Source organism: Pseudomonas sp. V98_8 (assembly GCF_029967975.1).
Taxonomy (GTDB): Bacteria; Pseudomonadota; Gammaproteobacteria; order Pseudomonadales; family Pseudomonadaceae; genus Aquipseudomonas; species Aquipseudomonas umsongensis.
The window spans coordinates 1-26,065 of record NZ_JASCAE010000032.1; the positions used below are offsets into that span (position 1 = coordinate 1).

Annotated in this window: 21 protein-coding genes; 12 read left to right on the forward strand and 9 right to left on the reverse strand. The window is 59.9% G+C overall.

The window, feature by feature from the left end:
• Window positions 1–97 precede the first annotated feature (97 nt).
• The gene (locus QLG10_RS08970) at window positions 98–2,038 is read right to left on the reverse strand and encodes a BCCT family transporter (protein ID WP_282487001.1); all 1,941 of its coding nucleotides are present in this window, start codon (window positions 2,036–2,038) and stop codon (window positions 98–100) included.
• Between the two features lie 379 nt (window positions 2,039–2,417).
• On the opposite strand from QLG10_RS08970, the gene betI reads away from it, so the two are divergent.
• From betI to yccS, 9 genes are all read left to right on the forward strand, one after another.
• Entirely contained in the window at window positions 2,418–3,011 is a 594-nt protein-coding gene (gene betI, locus QLG10_RS08975; RefSeq protein WP_188263473.1) for a transcriptional regulator BetI, read from the forward strand.
• A gap of 62 nt (window positions 3,012–3,073) precedes the next feature.
• Complete coding sequence (gene betB, locus QLG10_RS08980; protein ID WP_248678067.1) at window positions 3,074–4,546, forward strand: betaine-aldehyde dehydrogenase; 1,473 nt, start codon at window positions 3,074–3,076, stop codon at window positions 4,544–4,546.
• A 183-nt stretch (window positions 4,547–4,729) separates the two neighbouring features.
• The gene (betA, locus tag QLG10_RS08985) at window positions 4,730–6,430 is read left to right on the forward strand and encodes a choline dehydrogenase (RefSeq protein WP_110750392.1); all 1,701 of its coding nucleotides are present in this window, start codon (window positions 4,730–4,732) and stop codon (window positions 6,428–6,430) included.
• 251 nt (window positions 6,431–6,681) lie between these two features.
• On the forward strand, window positions 6,682–8,124 hold the full coding sequence (locus QLG10_RS08990) for a TldD/PmbA family protein (RefSeq protein ID WP_020796095.1): 1,443 nt from the start codon (window positions 6,682–6,684) through the stop codon (window positions 8,122–8,124).
• Window positions 8,124–9,461: a TldD/PmbA family protein gene (locus QLG10_RS08995; RefSeq protein ID WP_188263471.1), complete on the forward strand. Its 1,338-nt coding sequence runs from the start codon at window positions 8,124–8,126 to the stop codon at window positions 9,459–9,461. The genes QLG10_RS08990 and QLG10_RS08995 overlap by 1 nt, the downstream gene beginning before the upstream one ends.
• Window positions 9,462–9,634: 173 nt before the next feature.
• Entirely contained in the window at window positions 9,635–11,062 is a 1,428-nt protein-coding gene (gene mdtD, locus QLG10_RS09000; protein WP_110750386.1) for a multidrug transporter subunit MdtD, read from the forward strand.
• A 105-nt stretch (window positions 11,063–11,167) separates the two neighbouring features.
• The gene (dbpA, locus tag QLG10_RS09005) at window positions 11,168–12,505 is read left to right on the forward strand and encodes an ATP-dependent RNA helicase DbpA (RefSeq protein WP_231989930.1); all 1,338 of its coding nucleotides are present in this window, start codon (window positions 11,168–11,170) and stop codon (window positions 12,503–12,505) included.
• A 144-nt stretch (window positions 12,506–12,649) separates the two neighbouring features.
• Entirely contained in the window at window positions 12,650–13,828 is a 1,179-nt protein-coding gene (locus QLG10_RS09010) for an NAD(P)/FAD-dependent oxidoreductase (RefSeq protein ID WP_110750384.1), read from the forward strand.
• Window positions 13,829–14,054: 226 nt separating this feature from the next.
• On the forward strand, window positions 14,055–16,238 hold the full coding sequence (gene yccS / locus QLG10_RS09015; protein WP_110750382.1) for a YccS family putative transporter: 2,184 nt from the start codon (window positions 14,055–14,057) through the stop codon (window positions 16,236–16,238).
• A gap of 31 nt (window positions 16,239–16,269) precedes the next feature.
• Here yccS and QLG10_RS09020 read toward each other — a convergent pair whose 3' ends face one another.
• Window positions 16,270–17,007, reverse strand: a complete 738-nt coding sequence (locus tag QLG10_RS09020; protein WP_188263468.1) for a transporter substrate-binding domain-containing protein — start codon at window positions 17,005–17,007, stop codon at window positions 16,270–16,272.
• A 254-nt stretch (window positions 17,008–17,261) separates the two neighbouring features.
• On the opposite strand from QLG10_RS09020, the gene QLG10_RS09025 reads away from it, so the two are divergent.
• The gene (locus tag QLG10_RS09025; protein WP_110750378.1) at window positions 17,262–17,714 is read left to right on the forward strand and encodes a GNAT family N-acetyltransferase; all 453 of its coding nucleotides are present in this window, start codon (window positions 17,262–17,264) and stop codon (window positions 17,712–17,714) included.
• A gap of 100 nt (window positions 17,715–17,814) precedes the next feature.
• Here the strand turns inward: QLG10_RS09025 and QLG10_RS09030 are convergent, their stop codons facing one another.
• From QLG10_RS09030 to QLG10_RS09040, 3 genes are read right to left on the reverse strand one after another with little or no spacing between them, the layout of a single operon-like run.
• Window positions 17,815–18,114: a winged helix-turn-helix domain-containing protein gene (locus QLG10_RS09030; RefSeq protein WP_020800873.1), complete on the reverse strand. Its 300-nt coding sequence runs from the start codon at window positions 18,112–18,114 to the stop codon at window positions 17,815–17,817.
• A 58-nt stretch (window positions 18,115–18,172) separates the two neighbouring features.
• Window positions 18,173–18,679 (reverse strand): M48 family metallopeptidase, encoded by a 507-nt coding sequence (locus tag QLG10_RS09035; RefSeq protein ID WP_110750377.1) that lies wholly within the window; start codon window positions 18,677–18,679, stop codon window positions 18,173–18,175.
• A 45-nt stretch (window positions 18,680–18,724) separates the two neighbouring features.
• Window positions 18,725–20,848, reverse strand: coding sequence for an EAL domain-containing protein (locus QLG10_RS09040; RefSeq protein WP_188263467.1), 2,124 nt, complete (start codon window positions 20,846–20,848; stop codon window positions 18,725–18,727).
• Between the two features lie 322 nt (window positions 20,849–21,170).
• Here QLG10_RS09040 and QLG10_RS09045 point away from each other — a divergent pair, with 322 nt between their 5' ends.
• Together QLG10_RS09045 and QLG10_RS09050 are read left to right on the forward strand one after the other, a co-directional pair.
• The gene (locus QLG10_RS09045) at window positions 21,171–21,839 is read left to right on the forward strand and encodes a polysaccharide lyase family 7 protein (RefSeq protein WP_110750373.1); all 669 of its coding nucleotides are present in this window, start codon (window positions 21,171–21,173) and stop codon (window positions 21,837–21,839) included.
• 408 nt (window positions 21,840–22,247) lie between these two features.
• The gene (locus tag QLG10_RS09050; protein ID WP_282486983.1) at window positions 22,248–22,628 is read left to right on the forward strand and encodes a hypothetical protein; all 381 of its coding nucleotides are present in this window, start codon (window positions 22,248–22,250) and stop codon (window positions 22,626–22,628) included.
• 303 nt (window positions 22,629–22,931) lie between these two features.
• Here QLG10_RS09050 and fba read toward each other — a convergent pair whose 3' ends face one another.
• The 4 genes from fba to QLG10_RS09070 form a co-directional block, all read right to left on the reverse strand.
• Window positions 22,932–23,996, reverse strand: coding sequence for a class II fructose-bisphosphate aldolase (gene fba, locus QLG10_RS09055; protein WP_007975467.1), 1,065 nt, complete (start codon window positions 23,994–23,996; stop codon window positions 22,932–22,934).
• Window positions 23,997–24,235: 239 nt separating this feature from the next.
• Complete coding sequence (locus tag QLG10_RS09060; RefSeq protein ID WP_110750367.1) at window positions 24,236–24,568, reverse strand: MliC family protein; 333 nt, start codon at window positions 24,566–24,568, stop codon at window positions 24,236–24,238.
• A gap of 56 nt (window positions 24,569–24,624) precedes the next feature.
• Window positions 24,625–24,846 (reverse strand): hypothetical protein, encoded by a 222-nt coding sequence (locus QLG10_RS09065; RefSeq protein WP_282486987.1) that lies wholly within the window; start codon window positions 24,844–24,846, stop codon window positions 24,625–24,627.
• A gap of 35 nt (window positions 24,847–24,881) precedes the next feature.
• Window positions 24,882–26,045, reverse strand: a complete 1,164-nt coding sequence (locus tag QLG10_RS09070) for a phosphoglycerate kinase (RefSeq protein WP_020800881.1) — start codon at window positions 26,043–26,045, stop codon at window positions 24,882–24,884.
• Between the last annotated feature and the right edge of the window lie 20 nt (window positions 26,046–26,065).

Consider the following 26,065-nt stretch of genomic DNA (forward strand, 5'->3'; position numbering starts at 1 on the left):
GCCCGCTCCCACAGGGGAATGCAATCCAAATGTGGGAGCGGGCTTGCTCGCGAAGAAGGCGACGCGGTGTCACTGAAACACCGCATCACTTCACAACTCAGCTATACACCCGGCCAAGCAGCTGGCGATGGCTTTCAAACTGATCGAGCACGTCACGGGTGATCTGATCCTGGGTGAAGCCCATCAAGTCGTAGTCCTGGCTGCCGTTGTGCAAGTACACCTCGGCGCGGTAGTAACGCTGGCGCGCCTCATCGGACTGGGCTGACTCGGTTGGCGTAGCCAGATACCCGTCCAGGCTGACTTCGTAGACAAAAGGGTTACCCTCTTCCATCTCGACCCGCACGCCCATGCAGCGCTTGGACTTGCCCAGCAGCGTCTGCACTTCCAGGCCCTGTGCACGCATTTGCGTCGTCGCGTCCTGCAGTGCCGGGCTCACATGCTTGTCCATGAAGCGTTGGACCACCGACTGGCTCGGCTGCAGGTCCAGCTGCGTCAAGCGCTCGCTGAAGCCACGACGACCGCGCGCCGCCAACTCCGCCTGCTCCTGTTCGATCTGCACGTCCTGGCGCATGGCCTTGTGCAAGCCGAACATGAAGAACACCAACACCACCGAGAACGGCAGGCCGGCCAGTACCACCATGGTTTGCATGGCTTCGAAGTTACCCGCGAACAGCAGGCCGATGGTCACCAGGGTGATCACCACCGACCAGAAGATTCGCAGCCAGTGCGGCGCATCTTCGTCGACGTTACCGCCCTTGCACGACAGGTTGGCCATCATCACCGCACCCGAATCCGCCGGCGTCAGGAACAACACGAAGCCCACGAAAATCGAGACACCGATCACCACTTTCGATGCCGGGTAATGCTCCAGCAACTGGTAGATCGCCATGGACGGCTGCTCCAGCGCCGTCTTGCCGAGCTCCACCGCGCCGTGGTTCATCACCAGGTCCAGCGCCGAGTTGCCGAAGATCGACAGCCACGCCAGGGTGAAACCCAGCGGAATCAGGAGCACGCCAGCAACCATTTCACGCACCGTGCGACCACGGGAAATACGCGCGATGAACATGCCTACGAACGGGGCCCAGGAGATCCACCAGGCCCAGTAGAACAGGGTCCACAGGCCCAACCAGCGGTCGGACTTCTCACTGTCGCCTTCATACACGTACAGGTCGAAGGTCTTGAGCACCACGCCGTTGAGGTAATCACCGACGTTTTGCACAAAGCCGTTGAGCAAGTGCAGGGTCGGACCGAACAACAGGACGAAAATCAACAGGCCGCTGAACAGGATGATGTTGAGGTTGGACAGACGACGAATGCCGTTTTCCACACCCGACACGGCAGCGATGGTCGCCACGGTGCTCATCACGATGATCACGATCAGCAGGTTGGTGTTGCTGTGCTCCATGCCGAACAGGTTTTCCAGGCCCGACGACACCTGCAGCGAACCGATCCCCAGGTTGGTCACCAGGCCCAGCAGGGTCACGAACATGCCGAAGCCGTCTACCGCATGACCGGCCGCACCCTTGACCCAGCGCTCACCCACCAGCGGATACAGCGCCGAACGCAGCGCCAGCGGCTGGTTGTGCCGGTAGGCAAAGTAAGCCACCGCCAGGCCAACCAAGGCGTAGATCGCCCAGCCGTGCAGGCCCCAGTGCAGGAACGTCAGCTGAACCGCCTGACGGGCGGCCAGGTTGCTGCCGGCCACGCCTTCGGGTGGGTTGAAATAGTGATCCAGCGGCTCGGACGCACCGAAGTACAACAGCGAGATGCCGATACCCGAGGAGAACAGCATCCCCGCCCAGGCGCCGTAGCTGAAATCCGGGGTATCGTCCTTGCTGCCCAGTTTCAATTTGCCGTAGGACGAAAATGCCAGGCCGACGACGAAGATCAGGTAGGCGGCAATCACCACCATGTAGTACCAGCCGAAGCTGCGGGACAACCAGGCTTGCGCCGTACCGAGCAGTCTGCCGGCCTCTTGCGGGGCAATGATCAGAATGGCGGTCAACAACAGAATCAACGCGGTAGAGGTGTAGAACACCCAACCGTTGACCGTCACCTTCTCGGGTGGGGTCTTTATTAGCGAGGCAGAACTCATGGCACAGATGCTCCGGGCAGTGCGAGAGAAGAACGCAAGACAAACGAGGTACCCGACCAATCGCTTAGTGGGCAGCCGACCAGCGGGTGATATAAAGACAACCCGATAAAGTTCGACCCCCCTTAACGCCGTGGCGCGTGGGTTTCGAGCAATTTCGGAAGTCGTTTTTTTCGCCGCTACGCGTAGGAAAAATCTGTAGGCAGCGACGATTTGTCGCAGATCTTATTCTTTGTTGATTGAACGTTCAATCAAAACAAAATAGACTGGCCCTCAAACCGATAGACGTCTTGCGTCTGCCGGAAGGCCTAAGGAGATGTGCAAGATGCCCAAGGTCGGTATGCAACCCATCCGTCGCCAGCAGTTGATCGAAGCCACCTTGCTGGCGGTCGACCAGGTCGGAATGGGGGACGCCAGCATTGCGCTGATCGCCCGTTTGGCCGGTGTCTCGAACGGCATCATCAGTCATTACTTTCAGGACAAAAACGGCCTGATCGCCGCCACCATGGGGTACCTGATGACCGTCCTGAGCGAGAACGTCACCGCGCGCCGATTGGCGCTGACAGATGACAGCCCGCGGGCGCATCTGCAGGTGATCATCGAAGGCAACTTCGACGCCAGCCAGGTCAACGGCCCGGCAATGAAAACCTGGTTGGCCTTCTGGGCAACCAGCATGCACCAGCCGTCTTTGCACAGGTTGCAGCGGATCAACGATCACCGCCTGTATTCCAACCTGTGCTGCCAGTTCCGCCGTGTGCTGCCGCTCCATGATGCGCGCAGTGCAGCCCGAGGCCTGGCAGCGTTGATCGACGGCTTGTGGTTGCGCGGTGCGCTGTCGGGAGACGCTTTCGACACCGAGCAGGCGCAACAGATCGCTTACGAATACATGGATATCCAACTGGCCAAGCAGGTGAGTTAGAGCACACATAGAACGCTCGACACCTGCACCGTGCCAATAACCAATGCACTTGCGAGGACTTTATGGCCCGTTTCGAACTGCAAAAACTCTACATCGATGGCGGCTACAGTGACGCTGGCAGCGATGCCACGTTTGAAGCCATCAACCCGGCTAACGGTGAAGTCCTCGCAAAAGTACAACGTGCGACCAAGGAAGACGTCGAGCGCGCCGTGGTCAGCGCCGAAAAGGGCCAGAAAATCTGGGCCGCGATGACCGCCATGGAGCGCTCGCGCATCCTGCGTCGCGCCGTGGACATCCTGCGCGAGCGCAACGATGAACTGGCCGCCCTGGAAACCCTGGACACCGGCAAGGCGTACTCCGAAACCCGCTACGTCGACATCGTCACCGGCGCCGACGTGCTGGAATACTACGCAGGCCTGGTACCCGCCATCGAAGGCGAGCAGATCCCTTTGCGCACCACTTCGTTCGTCTACACCCGTCGCGAGCCACTGGGCGTCGTGGCCGGTATCGGCGCGTGGAACTACCCGATCCAGATCGCCCTGTGGAAATCCGCACCGGCCCTGGCCGCCGGTAACGCGATGATCTTCAAGCCAAGCGAAGTCACCTCGCTGACCACCCTGAAGCTGGCCGAGATCTACACCGAAGCCGGCCTGCCAGCGGGTGTGTTCAACGTCCTGACCGGCAGCGGCCGTGAAGTCGGCACCTGGCTGACCGAGCACCCGCGCATCGAGAAAGTCTCCTTCACCGGCGGCACCGACACCGGCAAGAAAGTCATGGCCAGCGCTTCGAGCTCTTCGCTCAAGGACGTGACCATGGAACTGGGTGGCAAGTCGCCGCTGATCATCTGCGACGACGCCGACCTCGACCGCGCTGCCGATACCGCGATGATGGCCAACTTCTACAGCTCCGGCCAGGTCTGCACCAACGGCACTCGCGTGTTCGTACCGGCGCACCTCAAAGCCGCCTTCGAAGCCAAGATCGTTGAACGTGTTGCGCGCATCCGCGTCGGCAATCCGGAAGATGAAAACACCAACTTCGGCCCGCTGGTCAGCTTCGCCCACATGGAAAGCGTGCTGGGCTATATCGCCAAGGGCAAGGAAGAAGGTGCCCGCCTGCTGTGCGGCGGCGAGCGCCTGACCGAAGGCGAATTCGCCAAGGGCGCGTTCGTCGCACCGACCGTGTTCACCGACTGCACCGATGACATGACCATCGTGCGCGAAGAAATCTTTGGCCCGGTGATGGCGATCCTCACCTACGAGACCGAAGAAGAAGTGATCCGCCGCGCCAACGACACCGACTTCGGCCTGGCCGCCGGTATCGTCACCAAGGATCTGAACCGCGCCCACCGCGTGATTCACCAGTTGGAAGCCGGTATCTGCTGGATCAACGCCTGGGGCGAATCCGACGCGAAGATGCCGGTTGGCGGCTACAAGCAGTCGGGTGTTGGCCGTGAGAACGGTATCAGCTCGCTGAACAACTTCACCCGCATCAAATCGGTACAGGTCGAGCTGGGCGATTACGTCTCGGTGTTCTAAGACCCGAGACCTGTATTGCTCGCGAGGGCCTATTCGCGAGCAAGCCCGCTCCCACAAGGGGCCAGAGGTGGACACAGATCCTGTGTACACCACAGATCAAATGTGGGAGCGGGCTTTCTCGCGAATCGAGTGCGCAGCACTCGCCGTGGCCTGACCTGACCAACTTCCAAGAGGGTGCATTCAATGTCCCAAGAATTCGATTACATCATCATCGGTGCCGGCTCGGCCGGTAACACCCTGGCGACCCGTCTGACTGAAGACGAAGGCGTCACCGTCCTGCTGCTCGAAGCCGGCGGCCCGGACTACCGCATGGACTTCCGTACGCAGATGCCGGCCGCCCTGGCGTTCCCGCTGCAAGGCCGTCGCTACAACTGGGCCTACGAAACCGATCCAGAACCGCACATGGACGGTCGCCGGATGGAATGCGGCCGCGGCAAGGGCCTCGGCGGCTCCTCGCTGATCAACGGCATGTGCTACATCCGTGGCAACGCCATGGATTACGACGGCTGGGCAAAACTGCCAGGTCTTGAGGACTGGTCGTACCTGGACTGCCTGCCGTATTTCCGCAAGGCGGAAACCCGCGACATCGGCCCGAACGACTACCACGGTGGCGACGGCCCGGTCAGCGTGACCACGCCGAAAGCCGGCAACAACCCGCTGTTCCACGCCATGGTCGAAGCGGGCGTACAGGCCGGTTATCCACGCACCGAAGACTTGAACGGCTACCAGCAAGAAGGCTTCGGCCCGATGGACCGCACCGTGACGCCCAAAGGCCGTCGTGCCTCCACCGCCCGCGGTTACCTGGACATCGCCAAGAAGCGTTCGACCCTGACCATCGTCACCCACGCCCTGACCGACAAGATCCTGTTCGAAGGCAAGCGTGCGGTCGGCGTGCGCTACCTGGTTGGCTCCGCCGAAGAGCGTGTTGAAGCCAAGGCCCGCAAGGAAGTGCTGCTGTGCTCCGGCGCCATCGCTTCGCCGCAGATCCTGCAACGCTCCGGCGTTGGCCCGGCCGAACTGCTGAAAAAGCTCGACATTCCAGTGGTCCACGACCTGCCGGGCGTCGGTGAAAACCTGCAGGATCACCTTGAGTTGTACTTGCAGTACGCGTGCACTCAACCCGTCTCGCTGTACCCGTCGCTGCTCTGGTACAACCAGCCGGCGATCGGTGCCGAATGGCTGTTCAACGGCACCGGCATCGGTGCCAGCAACCAGTTTGAAGCCGGCGGTTTCATCCGTACCCGTCCGGAATTCGAATGGCCGAACATCCAGTATCACTTCCTGCCGGTAGCGATTAACTACAACGGCAGCAACGGTGTGAAAGAACACGGTTTCCAGGCACACATGGGCTCCATGCGTTCGCCAAGCCGCGGGCGCATCCAGGCCAAGTCCAAGGACCCGCGCCAGCACCCGAGCATCCTGTTCAACTACATGGCCACCGAGCAGGACTGGCAGGAGTTCCGCGACGGCATCCGCCTGACCCGTGAAATCATGCAGCAACCGGCACTGGACGCCTTCCGCGGGCGCGAAATCAGCCCGGGCATCGAAGTGCAAACCGATGAGCAGCTGGACAAGTTCATCCGCGAGCACGCCGAAACTGCGTTCCACCCGTCTTGCTCGTGCAAGATGGGCACCGACGAGATGGCCGTGGTCGATGGCGAGGGTCGTGTGCATGGCATGCAAGGCCTGCGCGTGGTCGATGCCTCGATCATGCCGATCATCACCACCGGCAACCTGAACGCGCCAACGATCATGATGGCCGAGAAAATCGCCGACAAGATCCGTGGTCGCAAGCCATTGCCGCGCAGCAACGCCAAGTACTACGTAGCAGGCGATGCGCCGGTGAAGGGCAAGCCAGTGCGGGAAGTCAGCCAGCCGGCGTAAGGCATAACACCGCGTCACGGCTATTCGCGAGCAAGCCCGCTCCCACATTGATCTCCAGCGGACACAGATTTTGTGTACACCACGATCAAATGTGGGAGCGGGCTTGCTCGCGACGGGGCCTGATGAAACAACACATCCTTCCAACCCTTCCCTTGATCCATCCCCCATGCAGGCCTACTCTAGTGCCGCGCAATCGTTTCATCCCCTCGCTGCACCGCTGCACCGCCACTCCATACCAAGGAGGTTCCCGAATGTTCGATTTCCACCCTCAGCTCAAGCAGCGCTTTGCTGCCTTGCGCACGGGCGCCGAATTCTTTTCCCTGCGTTATGTGCGCGAGTCCGGCCAGTACCTGTCGGTGCGCAAGAACGTCGCCGAACCGCCAAGCCTGAGCCGCGACGAAGGCGCGATGCTGACCGTGCGTGTCAATGGCGTCGAAGCCTATGCAGCCACCAATGACCTGTCGCAACAGGGCCTGCAAGCCGCCCTCGAACGCGCCGAACAGCAGGCGCGCCGACTCAAGCCCCATGCCCTGCTGGACCTGCGCGAACACGCCGTTTCCAGCGACCGTGCCGACTATTTCTCGCCGACCCTCGACCAGCCTTTCCCCTCCCTGAGCGACTGCTATCAGCTGCTGGGGGCCGAATCCGCCGCCGTGCCCAAGGACGAGCGCCTGGTGAGCTGGCAGGTCAGCCTCGGCATCACCCACGTCGAGCAGATCTACCTCAACAGCGCCGGCGCTGAACTGCGCCAGGCCCAGCGATTCGTCTACCCGGGTCTCGATGTCACCGCCTACGACGGTAACGACAGCCAGACCCGCAGCCTGGGTCGCGAGAATTTCGGCCAGCAGGGTGGCGCGGATGTGATCAGTCGCTGCGGCCTGGTCGGTGCTGGCCCGCTGGTCGCCGATCAGGCGCTGCAACTGCTGCTGGCACCGAACACGCCGCAAGGTCCACGCGATCTGCTGCTGATGCCCGACCAGATGATGCTGCAAATCCACGAATCCATCGGCCATCCGTTGGAACTGGACCGCATCCTCGGCGACGAACGCAATTACGCTGGCACCAGTTTCGTCAAGGCAGAAGACTTTGGCCGCCTGCAATACGGCTCTAAACTTCTCAACGTGACCTTCGATCCCGACATACCCGAACAGCTCGCCAGCTATGGCCATGACGACGACGGCACGGCCGCCAGCAAACAGTTCCTGATTCGCGAAGGCCTGTTGCTGCGCCCCTTGGGCGGTGCACTCTCGCAATTTCGCGCGGGCCTGGACGGTGTCGCCAACAGCCGTGCCTGCGGTTGGAACCGCCCGCCGATCGACCGCATGGCCAACCTCAATATCGAGCCTGGCGACCAGCCGCTTGCGCAACTGATCGGCAACATCGAGCACGGCATCCTGATGAGCACCAACCGCTCGTGGTCCATTGATGATGCGCGCAACAAATTCCAGTTCGGTTGCGAATGGGGTCAGTTGATCGAAAACGGCGAATTAAAGGGCGTGGTGAAGAACCCGAATTACCGGGCGATTTCCGCGCAGTTCTGGAAAAGCCTCAGCGCGGTCGGCGATGCCAGCACCTTCAAGGTCCTGGGTACGCCCAACTGCGGCAAGGGCGAACCAAACCAGGTGATTCGCGTCGGCCATGCCTCGCCGGCCTGCGTATTCAGCAACGTTGATGTTTTTGGGGGAGACAGCTGATGACTACGTCGAAAGCCCAGGCCGATTCGTTCAAGGCTTTGATCGCCCGATTGCGCGAAGCGTTACGCGAACCGGAACAGTTCACACTGAGCTACGCCGCCGAATCATCGGCCTTCGTGCGTTTCAACCACGCCAAGGTGCGTCAGGCCGGACAGGTGCAACAGGCCAGCATCGGTTTGAAATTGATCAACGATGGCCGCCACGCCGACCTGCAAATCACCTTGGCAGGCGACCCTGCAGTCGACCATGAGCGTCTGGCCGAAGGTCTGCAACAACTGCGCGAAACCTTGCCTTTGTTGCCCCAGGACCCGTACCTGCTGCTCAATCACAACGGTTGGCAAAGCCAGAACGTGCAGGAGCACCCGCTACCGGACACCGAGCAAGTGGTCGGCGAAATCACCCGGGCCGCCGAAGGCCTGGACCTGGTGGGGTTCTATGCGGCAGGGCCGATCAGCCGCGGTTTCGCCAGTTCCGCCGGGGCCTTCGGCTGGCATCAGGCCAACAGTTTCAACTTCGATTTCAGCCTGTTCCATGAAAACGGCCAAGCGGTCAAGGCCAGCTATGCCGGGCACGACTGGAACACCGAAGGCTTTGCCAGACGCTTTCAGCAGGCACGTGAACAGCTGGAATACCTGGGACGGCCGCTGCGCACTTTGGCGCCGGGCCAGTACCGTGCCTACCTGGCACCCGCTGCGCTGGAGGAAATCATGGGCATGCTGTGCTGGGGCGGTTTTTCGGCGCAGTCGATTGCCAGCAAAAGCAGTCCGCTGCAAAAGCTCTACGGGGGTGATCAAGCATTCAGCCCGTTGGTCTCGCTGGACGAAAAAGTCAGCGGTTCGCTGAGCCCGGCGTTCTCCGACGAAGGTTATCCGCGCAGCGACCTTGGATTAATCGTCGAGGGCAAGGCCGGCGCGCAACTCGTGGGTTCACGTAGCGCCGCGGAATACGGATTGACCGCCAACGGCGCCAGTGGTGGAGAGTCGCCAACGGCCCTGAACATGCAGGCCGGGGATTTGCCTGAAGCACAAATCCTCCAGCAACTCGGTACCGGCTTGTACATCAGCAACCTGTGGTACCTGAACTTCTCGGATCAACCGGCAGCACGCCTGACCGGCATGACGCGGTTTGCGACCTTCTGGGTCGAAGATGGCAAGATCCAGGCTCCGGTCAGCACCATGCGTTTCGATGACAGCGCCTACAGTCTGCTGGGCTCACAACTGGAAGCGCTGACCGCGGAGCGCGAATTGCTACTGTCGGCGAGCACCTACAGCCAGCGGGCGACAGCTTCGGCGTTGTTGCCGGGGGCGCTTGTCAGCCGGTTGACCTTGACCCTGTAAACACAAATCCCCAGCACACAGGGCAACCCTGTGGGAGCGGGCTTGCTCGCGAAGGCGGTGGGTCAGTCAACATTGATGTTGAACGTGATGACCTCTTCGCGAGCAAGCCCGCTCCCACAGGGACTGCGACCGACAATGGCCTTGCATTAACAACTTCAACTACAAGAGGTCCCATGCCCAACCGCCCGCCTCTCGATCCTGCCACCGCCCGCTGGGTGCCCTGGGTCGTCGCCATTGCCTTCTTCATGCAGTCCCTGGACGGGACGATCCTCAACACCGCCCTGCCCGCCATGGCCCGCGACCTGGCGGAAGATCCCCTGCGCATGCAGGGCGTAATCATTGCCTACATGCTCACGGTCGCCTTGCTGATCCCCGCCTCGGGCTGGATCGCCGACCGCTTCGGCACCCGCAAAATCTTCTTCGGCGCCATCTTGCTGTTCAGCCTCGGCTCGTTGCTCTGTGCAATGTCGAACACGCTGAGCATGCTGATCGGCGCCCGGGTTATCCAGGGGTTGGGCGGCGCACTGATGTTGCCGGTCGGGCGATTGGTGGTGCTGCGTGCCTACCCGCGCTCGGAACTGGTGCGGATCATGGGCTTCATCACCATCCCCGGCCTGCTCGGGCCGTTGATCGGCCCGACCATGGGTGGCTGGATGGTGGAATACCTGACCTGGCACTGGATCTTCCTGATCAACCTGCCGGTGGGATTGGTGGGCTGCTACGCCGTGTGGAAATTCATCCCGGACCTGCGCGGCTCCGAGCGTACCCGCTTCGACAGCCTGGGTTTCCTGCTGTTCGGCGCGGCGATGATCCTGATCACCATCGCCATGGAAGGCCTGGGCGAACTGCACCTGCCGCACCTGCGGGTGATGCTGCTGCTGTTCGGCGGCATGGCTTGCCTGGCAGCCTACTGGCTGCGCGCCGGCCACGTTGATAATCCGCTGTTTGCGCCGTCGCTGTTCAAGACCCGGACTTTTGCCGTCGGCATTCTCGGCAACCTCTTCGCCCGGCTCGGCAGTGGCGCCCTGCCGTTCCTCGTGCCGCTGCTGCTGCAAGTGGCGCTGGGTTATTCACCGTCCCAGGCCGGGATGAGCATGCTGCCACTGGCGGCCGCCGCGATGATCGCCAAGGGGGTGGCGCGACCGCTGATCGAACGCCTGGGCTACCGCATCGTGCTGACCGGAAACACGCTGGCGCTGGGGATCATGCTGGCGAGCATGGGCCTGGTCAGCGAACAGACACCGTACTGGCTGCTGTTGTGCCTGCTGGCCGTCCTGGGGGCGATCAACTCCTTGCAGTTCACCGCGATGAACACCGTGACCCTGATCGATCTCGACGACGCCAGTGCCAGCAGCGGCAATAGCCTGCTGTCGGTGGTGGCGCAATTGTCCCTGAGCCTGGGTGTGGCCTGCGCCGGCGCATTGCTCGGCGGTTTCACGGCGGGGATCGGCAATGACGGCGTGGAGACGGTGCTGGGCGCGTTCCAACTGACGTTTGTGACCGTCGGAATCATGGCCATGCTGGCGGCAGCGATCTTCTCCCAGCTCTCAAAGGAAGACGGACGGCGCGTCAAGCGTCCGGAAGAGCACATCGAACCTTAGGGCGAATGGCCATCGGACTGGTACACTGCGCGACATTTTGTTTTGCAGGCCAGTCCCGTGACCACCATCGCCACCGAATTTAATACTTTGCCGCTGTCCGCCGCCATGCTGGCTAACCTCGACTCCCTCGGTTATGCCCAGATGACGCCGATCCAGGCGCAAAGCTTGCCGGTGATCCTCAAGGGGATGGACCTGATCGCCCAGGCCAAGACCGGCAGCGGCAAGACCGCTGCGTTCGGCATCGGCCTGCTGAACCCGATCAATCCGCGCTACTTCGGTTGCCAGGCACTGATCCTGTGCCCGACCCGGGAACTGGCTGACCAGGTCGCCAAGGAAATCCGTCGCCTGGCCCGTGCCGAAGACAACATCAAGGTCCTGACCCTGTGCGGCGGCGTATCCCTCGGCCCGCAGATCGCTTCGCTGGAACACGGCGCGCACATCATCGTCGGCACCCCGGGACGCATCCAGCAACACCTGCGCAAGGGTTCGCTGGTCCTGCATGGCCTCAACACCCTGATCCTCGACGAAGCCGACCGCATGCTCGACATGGGTTTCTACGACTCCATCGAAGAAATCATCATGCAGGCCCCCGAGCGCCGTCAGACCCTGTTGTTCTCCGCCACCTACCCGGTGGGCATCAAGCAGCTGGCGTCGAAATTCATGCGTAACCCGCAGCAAGTGAAGGCCGAGGCGTTCCACGACGACACCCAGATCGAACAGCGCTTCTACGAAATCTCCCCGGACGATCGCATGAGCGCGGTGACCAAGGTGCTGGGCCATTTCCGCCCGGCGTCCTGCGTGGCATTCTGTTTCACCAAGCAGCAGGTCCAGGAAACCGTCGATCACCTGACGGCCAAAGGCATCTCCGCCGTCGGCTTGCACGGCGATCTTGAACAGCGTGATCGCGACCAGGTGCTGGCGATGTTCGCCAACCGCAGCACGTCCGTCCTGGTTGCCACTGACGTCGCCGCCCGTGGCCTCGACATCGACTCGCTGGACATGGTGATCAACGTCGAGCTGGCCCGTGATTCGGAAATCCACATCCACCGCGTTGGCCGTACTGGCCGCGCCGGTGAAAAAGGCCTCGCCATCAGCCTGGTCGCACCGTCTGAAGCCCAACGCGCCCAAGCCATCGAACAGCTGCAGAAATCCCCATTGACCTGGGATCAGGTGGACAACCTCACCTCCCAGGGTGGCGGCCCGCTGCTGCCGCAGATGAGCACCTTGTGCATTGCTGCCGGCCGTAAGGACAAGGTTCGTCCAGGCGACATCCTTGGCGCACTGACCGGTGAAGCTGGCATTCCCGGCGCCCAAGTCGGCAAGATCGCGATCTTCGACTTCCAGGCCTATGTGGCCGTGGAGCGCGGCGTCGCCAAGCAGGCCTTGCAGCGCCTGAACGACGGCAAGATCAAGGGCCGCTCGTTGCGCGTGCGCATCCTGTAACAACAACGCATCTCCCCCCTGTGGGAGCGAGCCTGCTCGCGAAGACTGAGTGTCAGATAACATTAAGGTGCCTGACACACCGCTTTCGCGAGCAGGCTCGCTCCCACAGTTTGCTTTGTGGTGACACATTTAGAGGACACCGTTTTGCGCTCTACCGAAGTCGTGATCATTGGCGCTGGCGCCGCAGGTTTGATGTGCGCACTGACCGCCGCCGGGCGCGGGCGCAAGGTGCTGCTGCTCGACCACGCCAACAAGGCTGGCAAGAAAATCCTGATGTCGGGCGGTGGCCGCTGCAATTTCACCAACATGTACACCGAACCTGGCAATTTTCTCTCGCAGAACGCCCACTTCTGCAAATCCGCACTGGCACGCTACACCCAGTGGGACTTCATCGGCATGGTGGCCAAGCACAGTGTGCCGTACCACGAGAAAAAGCTCGGCCAACTGTTCTGCGATAACAAGTCCAGCGACATCCTCGAAATGTTGCTCGATGAGTGCAATCAGGTCGGCGTCAGCCTGCACCTGGACACCTCGATCCAGACCATCGAGAAGCTTGAAAAGGGCTATTTGCTGGACACCACCTTGGGGCAGGTTACCTGCCAATCCCTTGTGATCGCCACGGGCGGCTTGTCGATCCCGACCCTGGGCGCCACCGGCTTCGGCTATCAAGTGGCCAAACAGTTCGGTCATGAGTTGCTGCCGACGCGCGCCGGGCTGGTGCCATTCACCATCACCGATCAGCTTAAGGAATTATGCACCGAGCTGTCCGGCACCTCGGTCGATTGCCTGGTCAGCTGCAATGACCAGAGCTTTCGCGAGAACATCCTGTTCACCCACCGCGGTCTCAGCGGACCGGCGATTTTGCAGATTTCATCGTTTTGGGAATCCGGCGACACGGTCGAAATCAACCTGCTACCCGACCACGACGTACCAAGCTGGTTGCAACAGCAACAAGCCGAACGCCCGAACAGTGAACTGAAAACCCTACTCGGTGAAATCTTCACCAAGAAGATGGCCAACCTGCTGGCGGACAACTGGTTCGTTTCCAAACCGATGAAGCAGTACACCCACGCGGAAATCGCCGCCATCGCCGAAAAACTGGCGAGCTGGAAAGTCGTGCCGGCAGGCACCGAAGGCTATCGCACTGCCGAGGTGACGTTGGGCGGCGTCGACACCAACGAGGTGTCGTCCAAGACCATGGAATCGCTTAAAAGCCCTGGCCTGTATTTCATCGGTGAAGTGCTGGACGTCACCGGGCACCTAGGCGGCTTCAACTTCCAGTGGGCCTGGGCCTCGGGTTACGCGGCTGCGCAGTACGTCTGACAAACACGAATCAAAACTGTGGGATCGAGCCTGCTCGCGAATGCAATCTGTCAGCCCCCATTGATGTTGGCTGACCCAGCGCTTTCGCGAGCAGGCTCGCTCCCACACTGACTGCGTGCTGATCGATAAAGGAACAGATTTTGCTGTCAGATGTGATCGCCGCCATTGCGTCGGCGTCATTACTGGCTCAATTTAGCGTCATTGCCTCGGAAGGCCTTCGCACTTCATGTCATCGACCTCGCTCCGTCAGTCTCTGCGCCGCCTTTGGGCACTGGATAAATTCAGCTACAGCGTGCGCGTATTCATCGCCCTGACCGGCACCATGGCGTTGTGCTGGTATCAGGATGAAATGGGGCTGCTGATCCCGTTGTTCCTGGGAATTATCGCCAGCGCCCTGGCCGAAACCGATGACAGCTGGCAGGGGCGCCTCAACGCGCTGGCGGTGACACTGGTGTGTTTTGCCGTCGCCGCGTTGTCGGTCGAACTGCTGTTCCCCTACCCCATACTCTTTATCATCGCCTTCGCCCTGGCCGCCTTCTGCCTGACCATGCTCGGCGCCCTTGGCGAGCGTTACGGGGCGATTGCCTCGGCGACGCTGATTCTTTCGGTCTACACCATGATCGGTGTCGATCAGCGCGGCGGTGCGGTCACCGATTTCTGGCATGAGCCGGTGCTGCTGGTGGCGGGTGCCGCCTGGTACGGGTTGCTCTCGGTGTTGTGGCAGGCACTGTTTTCCAATCAGCCCGTGCAGCAGAGCCTGGCGAAACTGTTCCGGGAGCTGGGTTATTACCTGAAGTTGAAGTCGTCGCTTTTCGAGCCGATCCGGCAGATGGACGTGGAGGCGCGGCGACTGGAGCTGGCCCAGCAGAACGGCCGCGTGGTTGCGGCACTCAACGCCGCCAAGGAAATCATCCTGCACCGGGTGGGCAACGGTCGACCTGGCTCGAAAGTCAGCCGTTACCTGAAGCTGTACTTCCTGGCCCAGGACATCCACGAACGCGCCAGTTCCTCGCACTACCCTTACAACGCCCTGGCCGAAGCATTCTTCCACAGTGACGTGCTGTTCCGCTGCCAGCGCTTGTTGCGCCAGCAAGGCAAGGCTTGCCGTGCGCTGGCCGAATCGATCCAGATGCGCCAGCCGTTCACCTATGACGCGAGTTTCGCCGAAGCCCTGGGCGACCTGCACGCGTCCCTCGAACACCTGCGTATTCAGAGCAATCCCGCCTGGCGCGGGCTGTTGCGCTCACTGCGGGCACTGGCGGCGAACCTGGCCACACTGGACCGCCTGCTCAGCGATGCCAGCAACCCCGACACCCTCGCCGACGCCACCGACAGCAGCCTGCTCGACCGCTCGCCGCGCAATCTAAAGGATGTCTGGGTACGCTTGCGCACACAGCTGACGCCGACCTCGCTGCTGTTCCGCCATGCCCTGCGCTTGCCCCTGGCCTTGAGCATCGGCTACGCCATGGTGCACTTGATCCACCCGTCCCAAGGTTACTGGATCATCCTCACGACGCTGTTTGTTTGCCAACCGAACTACGGTGCAACCCGGCGCAAGCTCGGCCAGCGGATCATCGGCACCGCGATCGGCCTGACCCTGGCCTGGGCCCTGTTCGACCTGTTCCCGAACCCGCTGATCCAGTCGAGTTTCGCGATTGCCGCCGGGGTGGTGTTCTTTACCAACCGCACCACGCGCTACACCTTGGCGACGGCGGCGATCACCCTGATGGTACTGTTCTGCTTCAACCAGGTGGGCGACGGCTACGGACTGTTCCTGCCTCGCCTGTTCGATACCCTGCTCGGCAGCCTGATCGCCGGGTTGGCGGTGTTCCTGTTCCTCCCGGACTGGCAGGGTCGTCGCCTGAACAAAGTGCTGGCCAACACCCTGACCTGCAACAGCATCTACCTGCGCCAGATCATGCAGCAATACGCCGCCGGCAAAAGCGACGACCTGGCGTATCGCCTGGCGCGGCGCAACGCTCACAACGCCGATGCGGCGCTGTCGACCACCCTGGCCAACATGCTGATGGAGCCAGGGCATTTCCGTAAGGAAGCGGATGTGGGGTTCCGCTTCCTGGTGTTGTCGCACACCTTGCTCAGTTATTTGTCCGGGCTGGGCGCGCACCGGGAAACCCAATTACCGCAGGATGTACGCGAACACCTGATCGAAGGCGCGGGAGTGAAACTGGCGGCCAGCATCGATGAAATTGCCCAAGGCCTGGCGAGTAAATCCGCCATTGCCATTCAGAGCGATGAGGAGGAAGCGTTGGCCAATACGCTCGAGCAGATGCCCGATGAAATCGACGAGGGCCAGCGATTGGTGCAGACGCAACTGGCGTTGATCTGCCGGCAGTTGGGGCCATTGCGTACGCTGGCGGCGCATTTGATCAAGGACACCAGCGAGGATTGAGAACGGTAGTGCCCGGACCAACAGCCACCGCCTACATGCCGTGTTGCTTCATCAGCCGCGCATAACTGCCGTCGGCCTTCATTGCCGCAATGGCGCGGTCAAAACCGGCGACAATCTGCTCATGCTGCGGATTCTTCAAGCTGACCAAAATGTGCAGGCCGTTCTCGCTCAGCGGTTTGGGCAAGAACTCCACGGCGTTACGGACTTTGGGAGATTCGCGGGCCAGGTAATAACGAGCGACGTATTCGTCTTCCAGGGTCAACTTGACCCTGTCGGCAGCAACCATGCGTACGGCCATGGCGAAGCTATGTACCGGAATCTTCTGCAATGAAACATCTTGATCGAAGGCTGGGGAATAGGCGTAGCCACGCACCACCGAGATCGGATACGTATATAGCTGCTGCAAGTTGCTGAATTCAATGGGTACATCCTTACGCTTGAGAAAACGCACGCGATTGATCAGGTACTCGCCCGAAAACTGGCCGAGCCGTGTGCGCTCCTCATCGAACCAGGCATTGACCAGAACGTCATAGCGACCCTCGCCCACCCCCAGCAACGCCCTCGCCCAGGGCACCTGCTCGAAATCACTGGCATAGCCGGCTCGAGCCAAGGCGGTACTGACAATATCCGTGGCCAACCCACCGTTGTACAACGTGGCGTCAGTGAAAGGAGGCCAGGCGTCCGCCACCAGCCGCAATTTTTCTGCTGCCACCGCTTCAGTCAGCAACAGCAATCCAAACAAGGCAAAGGCTCGATGCAATCGCGGCATGCCAGAAAATCCTTAGCGGGCGGCGGCCCGACATGTTTTCAGCGAAAACGCCAAGACTCCGTACCGGCACCCCCAGGCACTCGATGTCAGCTCGTTGCAGCACTGCACATCGCTGCGTTTCAGATTACACAAAGAAGACAGTGCCGCGCTAAATGAATGATGGCATTTTGGTCTTTGTCACAGATTACTACGCCACCGAGACATCTATCGTCCAGGCGCTTAGTATCACAAGGACGTTTTCAGGGAATCGGCACATGACAATCAACTGGGTCTGCAAACACCACAGCGATCTGGGCAAAGAGCAGCTGTATGCCATTTTGCAACTGCGCGCCGAGGTGTTCGTCGTGGAGCAGAAATGCATTTATCAGGACATCGATGGCCAGGACCTGGAGGGCGACACCTGTCATTTGATGGCCTGGGACGAAGATCGGCTGGTGGGCTACCTGCGCCTGCTCGACCCCGAGCTACAGGGCGGTGATGTCGTCATCGGCCGCGTGATCATTGCGCCACAGGCCCGAGGCACCGGGCTGGGCCATGAAATGATGGCCCAAGCGCTGAAGCAGATTGAAAAACGCTGGCCTGAGATGCCGGTCTATCTCTCGGCCCAGGCGCATTTGCAGGGGTATTACGGGCGGTACGGGTTTGAAGTCGCAGGCGAAGTGTATGTCGAGGACGGGATTCCACATATCGGTATGCGTCGTTCGTAAGGGCTCCTTCGCGAGCAAGCCCGCAGATCTTTGTCATGCCGAAGATCTACTGTGGGAGCGGGCTTGCTCGCGAAGGCGTCAGATCAAACACCGCAGAAACTCAGGGATACTCCAGCACCGCCTTGATCTGCCGAAGGTTACGCTCGATCCAGCCGCGATCGATTGCTCCCCACCCGCGAATCCGATAGCGCCCGGCGTGGTTGCGCGCGCCTTCTTCCTGTTCGAACTCGCAAACGATATCCAGATCCGCCAGGGCGGCAATGGTGTCCTGGGCTGTGCGCCGGGGCATACCGGTGACTTCGGTCAATGCCGGAACGCTGCTGGCCAGGCCGCTGTCGATCAGGTACGCCACGTACAGGCGGCGGTAGAAGCTGCTCTTGGTCTTGCTTACGTCTGTCACGTTTGCTCCTGTTAAGATCAAAAGATCGTCCGATCGCGGCCCGAACCTGCGGCAGATCCTACACGCCTGTGGGCGCCCGCATATCCCGCCAGGTCAGGTACACCCGAACATCGAACTCCACCTGGTGATACCCGGGCAACATGTGCTCGCACAGTTTGTAGAAGGCCTTGTTGTGGTCGGACTCCTTGAAGTGCGCCAGTTCATGCACCACGATCATTTTAAGAAATTCCGACGGCGCCTCCTTGAACAATGAGGCAATGCGGATTTCTTTCTTGGCCTTGAGCTTGCCACCTTGCACCCGGGAGATCGTGGTGTGCAGGCCAAGTGCACGATGGGTCAGGTCCAAACGGTTGTCGAAGAGTACTTTGTCGATGGAGGGAGCGTTACGCAGGTATTCCTGCTTGAGGTCCAGCGCATAGGCGTACAGCGCTTTGTCGCTCTGCACCGCATGCTTTTGCGGATAGCGTTGGTTCAGGTAATCGCCCAGCCGGCCTTCGGCGATCAACTGGCGCACTTGGTCCTGCAAGGTAGCCGGATAGGCCTGGAGGTATTTCAACGCGGTCATCGGAACAGCAACGCAAATCAGCAAAAGGTAGCCAGTGTAGCGAATTCAGCGGGTCAGCGCGCCCCAGTCGAAGGGCTGCACAAAGCTTTCGGTGTCTTCGGCCATCATCGGCCGGGCGACCAGGAAACCTTGCACATATTCACAACCATTGGCGTGCAGCCACTGGTATTGCGCCATGGTTTCGACCCCTTCGGCAATCACCAGCATCCCGTACTCTTTGCACAGGTCGATCACATTACGCACCAGGGCCGCATCCCTTGAAGACTCAGGAATACGGCTGATCAGATGGCGGTCAAGCTTCAGCGTATCCATTTCCAGATCGCGCAAGTGGGACAAGGAACACGGGCCGGAACCGAAATCATCCAGCGCCACCCGCACCCCCAGATTGCGCAGCAACCGCAGCTGTTTGCGGGTTTCATCAGGGTTGTGCATCAAGGCCGCTTCCGTCACTTCGACTTCCAGATGACGCGGCTTCAAGCCATGGCGCTCCACGACCTGGCGCAATTCGGTGACCAGATTGGGCATGGCAAACTGAGTGCTGCTCAAACTGACGCTCAGCACCAGATCCTCGCCAAACAGGGTCTCCCAGGCTTTGCGCTGCCCGGCACTGTTCTGGTAAATCCAGCTGCCCAGGCGACTGATCAATCGCGCTTCTTCCAGCAGCGGCAAAAACAATCCTGGTGGAACGTCGCCGACGCTCGGGTGCTGCCAACGCAGCAACGCTTCGAACCCGCGAGTTCGCCCATCGGCAACAGCCACCTGCGGTTGATACACGAGATTGAAATCACGGTTTTCGATGGCCGTGCGCACGCTTTCTTCGAGCATCAGGCGCGAGCGTGCCCGACCGTTCATTTCGTGATCGTAAAACCGATACTGTTGACGACCGGCGCGCTTGGCCTCGTACATGGCAATATCGGACGCACGCATCAAACCATCGAGATTGGCACCACAGTCGGGAAAGGTGGCAATACCAATACTGGCACCAAGGACGATATCCAGACCGTCGATTTGCTGGCAGATCGATACCCGCTCGATGAGTTTTTCCGCAATTTTTGCCGCCTGCTCAGGAAATTCCAGGTCCAGCAGCGCGGTGAACTCATCGCCCCCCATGCGTGCCAGGATATCGAACGGGCGCAGACAGGCCTTCAACTGTTCTGACACCCACCGCAATACCCGATCGCCAGCATCGTGGCCGAGGGAATCGTTAACCCGCTTGAAGCCATCGAGGTCCAGGTACAGCAGGACCCATGCGCTGTCCGAGCGTTCGCCGCGCAACAGCAGGTTTTCCACGGTCTGGTAAAAGCCACGACGGTTGAGCAGCCCGGTCAGCGGATCGGTGACCGCCTGGAATTCAAGTTGCTGATGCAGGTGACGTACCACCGACATGTCCAGCACTGTCACGACCATCGCGTGCTGGTCCGAGGGCAGTGGCGCGCAAGACAGTGCCACCGGCACCTGTTGCCCGGGCGCGGTACGCAGCAAAGCGTCGTGCAGGCGCAAGGTTTCGCCGCGCTTGTAGCCACTCAACAGGTCAGAATCGGCCCACACCGGTATGTGTGGTTTTTGCAGGAAATCCAGGAACTCCTTGCCCTCCAGCTCCTGCACCGTAGCACTGAGCAAACGCGACATCGCCGGGTTGGCAAAACGAATCAGGCCATCCTCGCCAAGGACCAGGATGCCTTCGGCGGCATTGTCCAGCACAGAAGCGTTAAACGCGCGAGCGACCTCCAGGTCATGACTCAGTCGCTGCAAGGCCCGGCGATTACGCTGATGTTCGAGCAGCGCCTGGACCTTGGGTTTGAGAATCTGCGGGTCGAAGGGTTTGAACAGGTAATCCACGGCGCCACTGGCGTAACCCTTGATCACGGCGTCCTGGGACTGTTCATTGGCGGTCAGGAAAATGATCGGCGTCAGGCGCGTCCGTTGGCTGCCGCGCATCAGGCGCGCCACTTCGAAACCGTCCATGCCCGGCATCTGCACGTCCAGCAACACCAGGTCGATATCGTGCTCAAGCAACAGCCCGAGCGCCTCGAAACCGGAGGCAGCGGTGATGACCTGCCAATCCTGGCGCTGCAGCAATGCCCGCATGCTGACCAGGTTTTCAGGGTAGTCATCGACGATCAACAGGGTTGAATGGCCTTCAGCTGGCATTGGGTGCGCGCATTCCATGCTGCTTCTCTAGGTCTGTATGTCAGGCCGGCTTTGGGGTGAAAACCGGACAGATTCTGTGCCTTCACTCTAGACCGGGATCAGTGAAAGCAGTAGGTGTCAGTGCGCCATCATTCGACCGAAGCAGATTTAGCCGACTAACGGTCGGCGCTACAGCCCGCTAAAACCGGGAGGGATGGCATTTCGACAGGTTGTTGACGCCAGAAACCTGCCCGACGGGCGTTAACAAAATAGTTCACTGCGCTTATAAAGGCCGCCCAAAAAGTGCGTGCCAGAGCGTTTGGCACGCCCGTGCAGTATGAATTCGTGGAAGCTTTTGCATATGATCGATCTCGCAACCTGGAACCTCAGCGTTCCCGTCGGCAGCCCGCCTTATACCGTTGAAACATCCAAACTGGTTGACGGCTTCAAGGATCAATATTTCCATTCCGACACGGGCACATTGTTTTTCTGGTCACCGGTGACCGGCACGCGCACTGAAAATGCTAAATATCCACGTACCGAACTGCGGGAAACCTACAGCAACGGCACCCTGAAAAACTGGTACTACCCTGACGCCGACAACTTCCTGCGTGCCACCCTGGCGGTGAACCAGGTGCCTAGCTCTGGAAAGATCGTCATAGGTCAGATCCATGCCTACCAAAGCCAGAAACCTCTGGTCAAGGTCGAGTATCAATATACGACCAGCACCAAGAGCGGCAACATCGTCGCCAAAGTACGCATGCACCCCGATGACGACGAAGGTCGGGTAATCACTGTCGCCTCCGGCGTGAAACTGGACCAGGAGTTTTCCTACCTCATTCACCTCAGTCCTGGCGGCGCGCTGGGGGTCAGCGCCGCGGGTTACCAATGGGACACCAACATCAGCCAGACCTGGCGCGTCAAACCGCTGTACTTCAAGGCCGGGGTGTATGTGCAGGACAACACGGGATACACCACGGAGGGCGGCAAGGTGACATTCAGCAAACTCGATATCGATCACGATAAGTAAAAAGCACTTCCCATTGTTTCATTTCCGCTCACGCGGGAATGAACCTCGGGATTGAATACGCTCTTAAATAGCTGATGCTTAAGCCTCTTTAATGACTCCGGCATTCATAATCGTGCCTTACTAAAAAAATCATGCTATTTCATTTCAGGATATACAGCACCGCAAAAACATGAAATACCGTCGCCAAGCGTATGTCTACTGTCAAAATTAACAGGCAAGGGTTTATCTAGCCGAATCGGCGCATTTTATTCATGCGCGGTAGTTCTTATTTCTAAAAGCCTGCATAAACATAATAAAATCGAATAAACACCTGTCATTTATGACAGGTGAAAATTCACCATCCGGAAATTATTCTTGGCTGACACCCCATTACCGTTTTCCTTCTGCAGATTACCGGGAACAGACTCCATGAGTGCCAGGGAAGACATCAGCATGCTGGGCCGCATCACTGCCGTTTATAACGCTACGGATAAAGCGGGAACAACCTACGAACTGAACATCACGTCCAGCACGGACAGAAGCGGCGCCATGACAGGTACTCTACGTATTGGTGTGATCGAATACGGTCTGGTCGGGGACTATCGCTTCAGAAACGCGAACGGCATTCAAACCGACATTTACTTTGCCGGCTCAAACACCCGTGACCACAACGCGCGTTCTGGATACTTCATCCTCGAAGCCATCGATCGGCGTTATGAATCCCTCAAGGGAAAACGCATATATAGCGACCCTCATACCCAGTCGCTCTACATACTTGACATAGAATTTGTCAGAAATCCCGCTCTCTGACAAAGAAGAACGTTTAGCATTCTGAATTATCGACCACGCGCGCCGCCAACTACTCCACGCATTGAATTGAACCCAGTTCCTAAACACCAACGAAAAAACTTGTCCACCCTCAGTTTGACAGCTTATTTCAAACCTCAACAACATTAATATTTACTTAAATATACAGCCAACAAACTACGAAACATAAAATTGCAAACAATTTTCAACGAGCATAAAAAAATGCCCTTGTCTTTGCGACAAGGGCATTTTTTGTCAACCGTCAGTCATTCACGGAAGCTCGCGAGGCGCTCCCAAACTGAAGACTTAGTTCACCTTGGCGTTCAACTCGCCTTTCAGATAACGCTGATACATCCCTTCCAGGGAGATCGGCTTGATCTTCGAAGCATTGCCTGCGGTACCGAAGGCTTCGTAACGGGCGATGCACACATCGCGCATGGCAGTCACAGTGGCGCCGAAGAATTTACGGGGGTCAAATTCGCTCGGGTTGGTGGCCATCAGGCGACGCATCGCACCGGTGGACGCCAGGCGCAGGTCGGTGTCGATGTTGACCTTGCGCACGCCGTGCTTGATGCCTTCGACGATCTCTTCAACCGGTACGCCGTAGGTTTCCTTGATGTCGCCGCCGTACTGGTTGATGATCGCCAGCCACTCTTGCGGAACCGAAGACGAGCCGTGCATCACCAGGTGAGTGTTCGGAATGCGCTTGTGGATCTCTTTGATGCGGTCGATCGCCAACACGTCGCCGGTCGGCGGTTTGGTGAACTTGTAGGCGCCGTGGCTGGTGCCGATGGCGATGGCCAGGGCATCGACCTGGGTGCGCTTGACGAAGTCGGCGGCTTCTTCCGGGTCGGTCAGCATCTGGCTGTGGTCCAGAACGCCTTCGGCGCCGATCCCGTCTTCTTCACCGGCCATGCCGGTTTCCAGCGAACCCAGGCAGCCCAGCTCACCTTCTACCGATACGCCGCAGGCGTGAGCCATGGCCACGGTTTGCTGGGTAACGCGTACGTTGTAGTCGTAATCGGTCGGGGTCTTGCCGTCTTCGCCAAGGGAGCCATCCATCATCACCGAGCTGAAGCCCAGTTGGATGGAACGCTGGCAGACGTCAGGGCTGGTGCCATGGTCCTGGTGCATGCACACCGGGATGTGCGGGAATTCTTCGATGGCCGCCAGGATCAGGTGACGCAGGAACGGTGCGCCGGCGTATTTGCGAGCACCGGCCGAAGCCTGGACGATCACCGGGGAGTCAGTCTTGTCAGCGGCTTCCATGATGGCGCGCATCTGCTCAAGGTTGTTGACGTTGAAGGCTGGAACGCCGTAGCCGAACTCGGCTGCGTGGTCCAGCATCTGGCGCATGCTGATAAGTGCCATTGTGTGTGTCTCTCCCGGTTTGGGTCGTTAATCGTGCCAGCCTGCCGTAGCGGCGGCGGCTATTCAAGTTATTGCAGATCGGGGGTTGATCCCGGGCTGCGAATTCGGTCAATGCATTACTTATCAACACATTCCCCGTAGGAGCCGGCTTGCTGGCGATGGCGTCGTCACAAACACCATACGCCTCAAGGGCCTCATCGCTGGCAAGCCAGCTCCTACAGGGTCTGCGTGAGCCGTTGTTATTCGGCTTTACAACCGCGGCCAATCAAATCATTGGTGGCGACCCAGTAAACCAGGCCTTCCTCACCTTTCATGTGAAACGCCAGCATGTTGTCGCTGTACAGCGAACCCGACGCGCCCGGCTCCTGCTTGAGGCGATGGACCTGATCGGCTCCGCCCAGGCGCACGTCGACTTCCTGGCGGCTGTCGTCGGTGTAGCGCCAAACCACCTTGGCCTGGCTGTCGCAGGTCCAGGTAGTCCAGTCATCCGCAGGGGTGGACGACTGGAACGGGTTCCAGTTCGCGCACCCGCCCAGCAATACCAACGCCGTAATGGCGATAAAGCCTTTCATCCGTGTCCCTCGACTGACGGCAGACACCGCCAGCGCTGAGTAAAGAGTCAGACCCGTCAAGGACAACCATGTTCCTTGGCGGGAGTCTGTGTCTCGTATTTGTCCAGGCCATCAGGCCCGGAACGCTTGTTGAGCACAGGATTGGTTTCTGCCTGCCAGTCGGCTTGATAGCAACCGTTCTGGGGCGCCGACGGCGCGGGTTCCAACGTAGCCTTGGAATTACTCCCGCAAGCCGCCAGCAATCCCGCTACGATCAACAGCGCTAAGGTCTTGACCATGTCAACACTCCCTTGCCTGGTCAAACGGGCGACCCTCAGGCCTTGGCCCGGCTTTCCAGGACTTCAACGGCTGGCAACACCTTGCCTTCGACGAACTCCAGGAACGCGCCGCCACCGGTAGAAATGTAGGAGATTTGCTCGGCAACGCCATATTTATCGATGGCTGCCAGGGTGTCGCCGCCGCCAGCAATGGAGAATGCGGCGCTGTCAGCGATGGCCTGGGCCAGTACTTTGGTGCCGTTACCGAACTGGTCGAATTCAAACACGCCCACCGGACCGTTCCACAGGATAGTCTTGGATGACTTCAGCAGTTCGGCGAAGTTCGCCGCGGTCTGCGGGCCAATATCGAGAATCATGTCGTCATCGGCAACATCGGCGATCAACTTGACAGTAGCCGTCGCGCTTTCAGCGAATTCCTTGGCAACCACCACGTCCACTGGCAGCGGCACGCTGACCTTGGCGGCGATCGCGCGAGCAGTGTCCAGCAGGTCCGGCTCGTACAGCGATTTGCCGACCGGGTGACCAGCCGCCGCCAGGAAAGTGTTAGCAATACCGCCGCCGACAATCAGCTGGTCGCAGATCTGGCTCAGGCTGTTAAGAACGTCAAGCTTGGTCGATACCTTGGAACCGGCGACGATCGCGGCCATCGGCTGGGCCGGTGCGCCCAGGGCCTTGCCCAGTGCGTCCAGTTCGGCGGCGAGCAGTGGGCCCGCGGCGGCAACCTTGGCGAACTTGGCCACGCCGTGGGTCGAACCCTCGGCACGGTGCGCGGTGCCGAAGGCGTCCATGACGAACACATCGCACAGAGCCGCGTACTGCTTGGCCAGCTCGTCCGCGTTTTTCTTTTCGCCCTTGTTGAAGCGCACGTTTTCAAACAGCACGATGTCGCCGGCTTTCACGTCGACGCCGTCGAGGTAATCAGCCACCAGCGGCACTTCGCGGCCCAGAGCCTTGCTCAGGTAGTCTGCCACTGGCTTGAGGCTGTTCTCGGCCGAGAATTCGCCTTCGGTCGGACGGCCAAGGTGCGAGCAGACCATCACGGCCGCGCCTTTTTCCAGGGCCAGCTTGATGGTCGGCAGCGAAGCCAGGATTCGCGCATCGCTGGTGACTACACCGTCCTTGACTGGGACGTTGAGGTCTTCGCGAATCAGTACGCGCTTACCTTGCAGATCGAGGTCGGACATCTTCAACACGGTCATGGGTCGCATTTCCTGAGTAG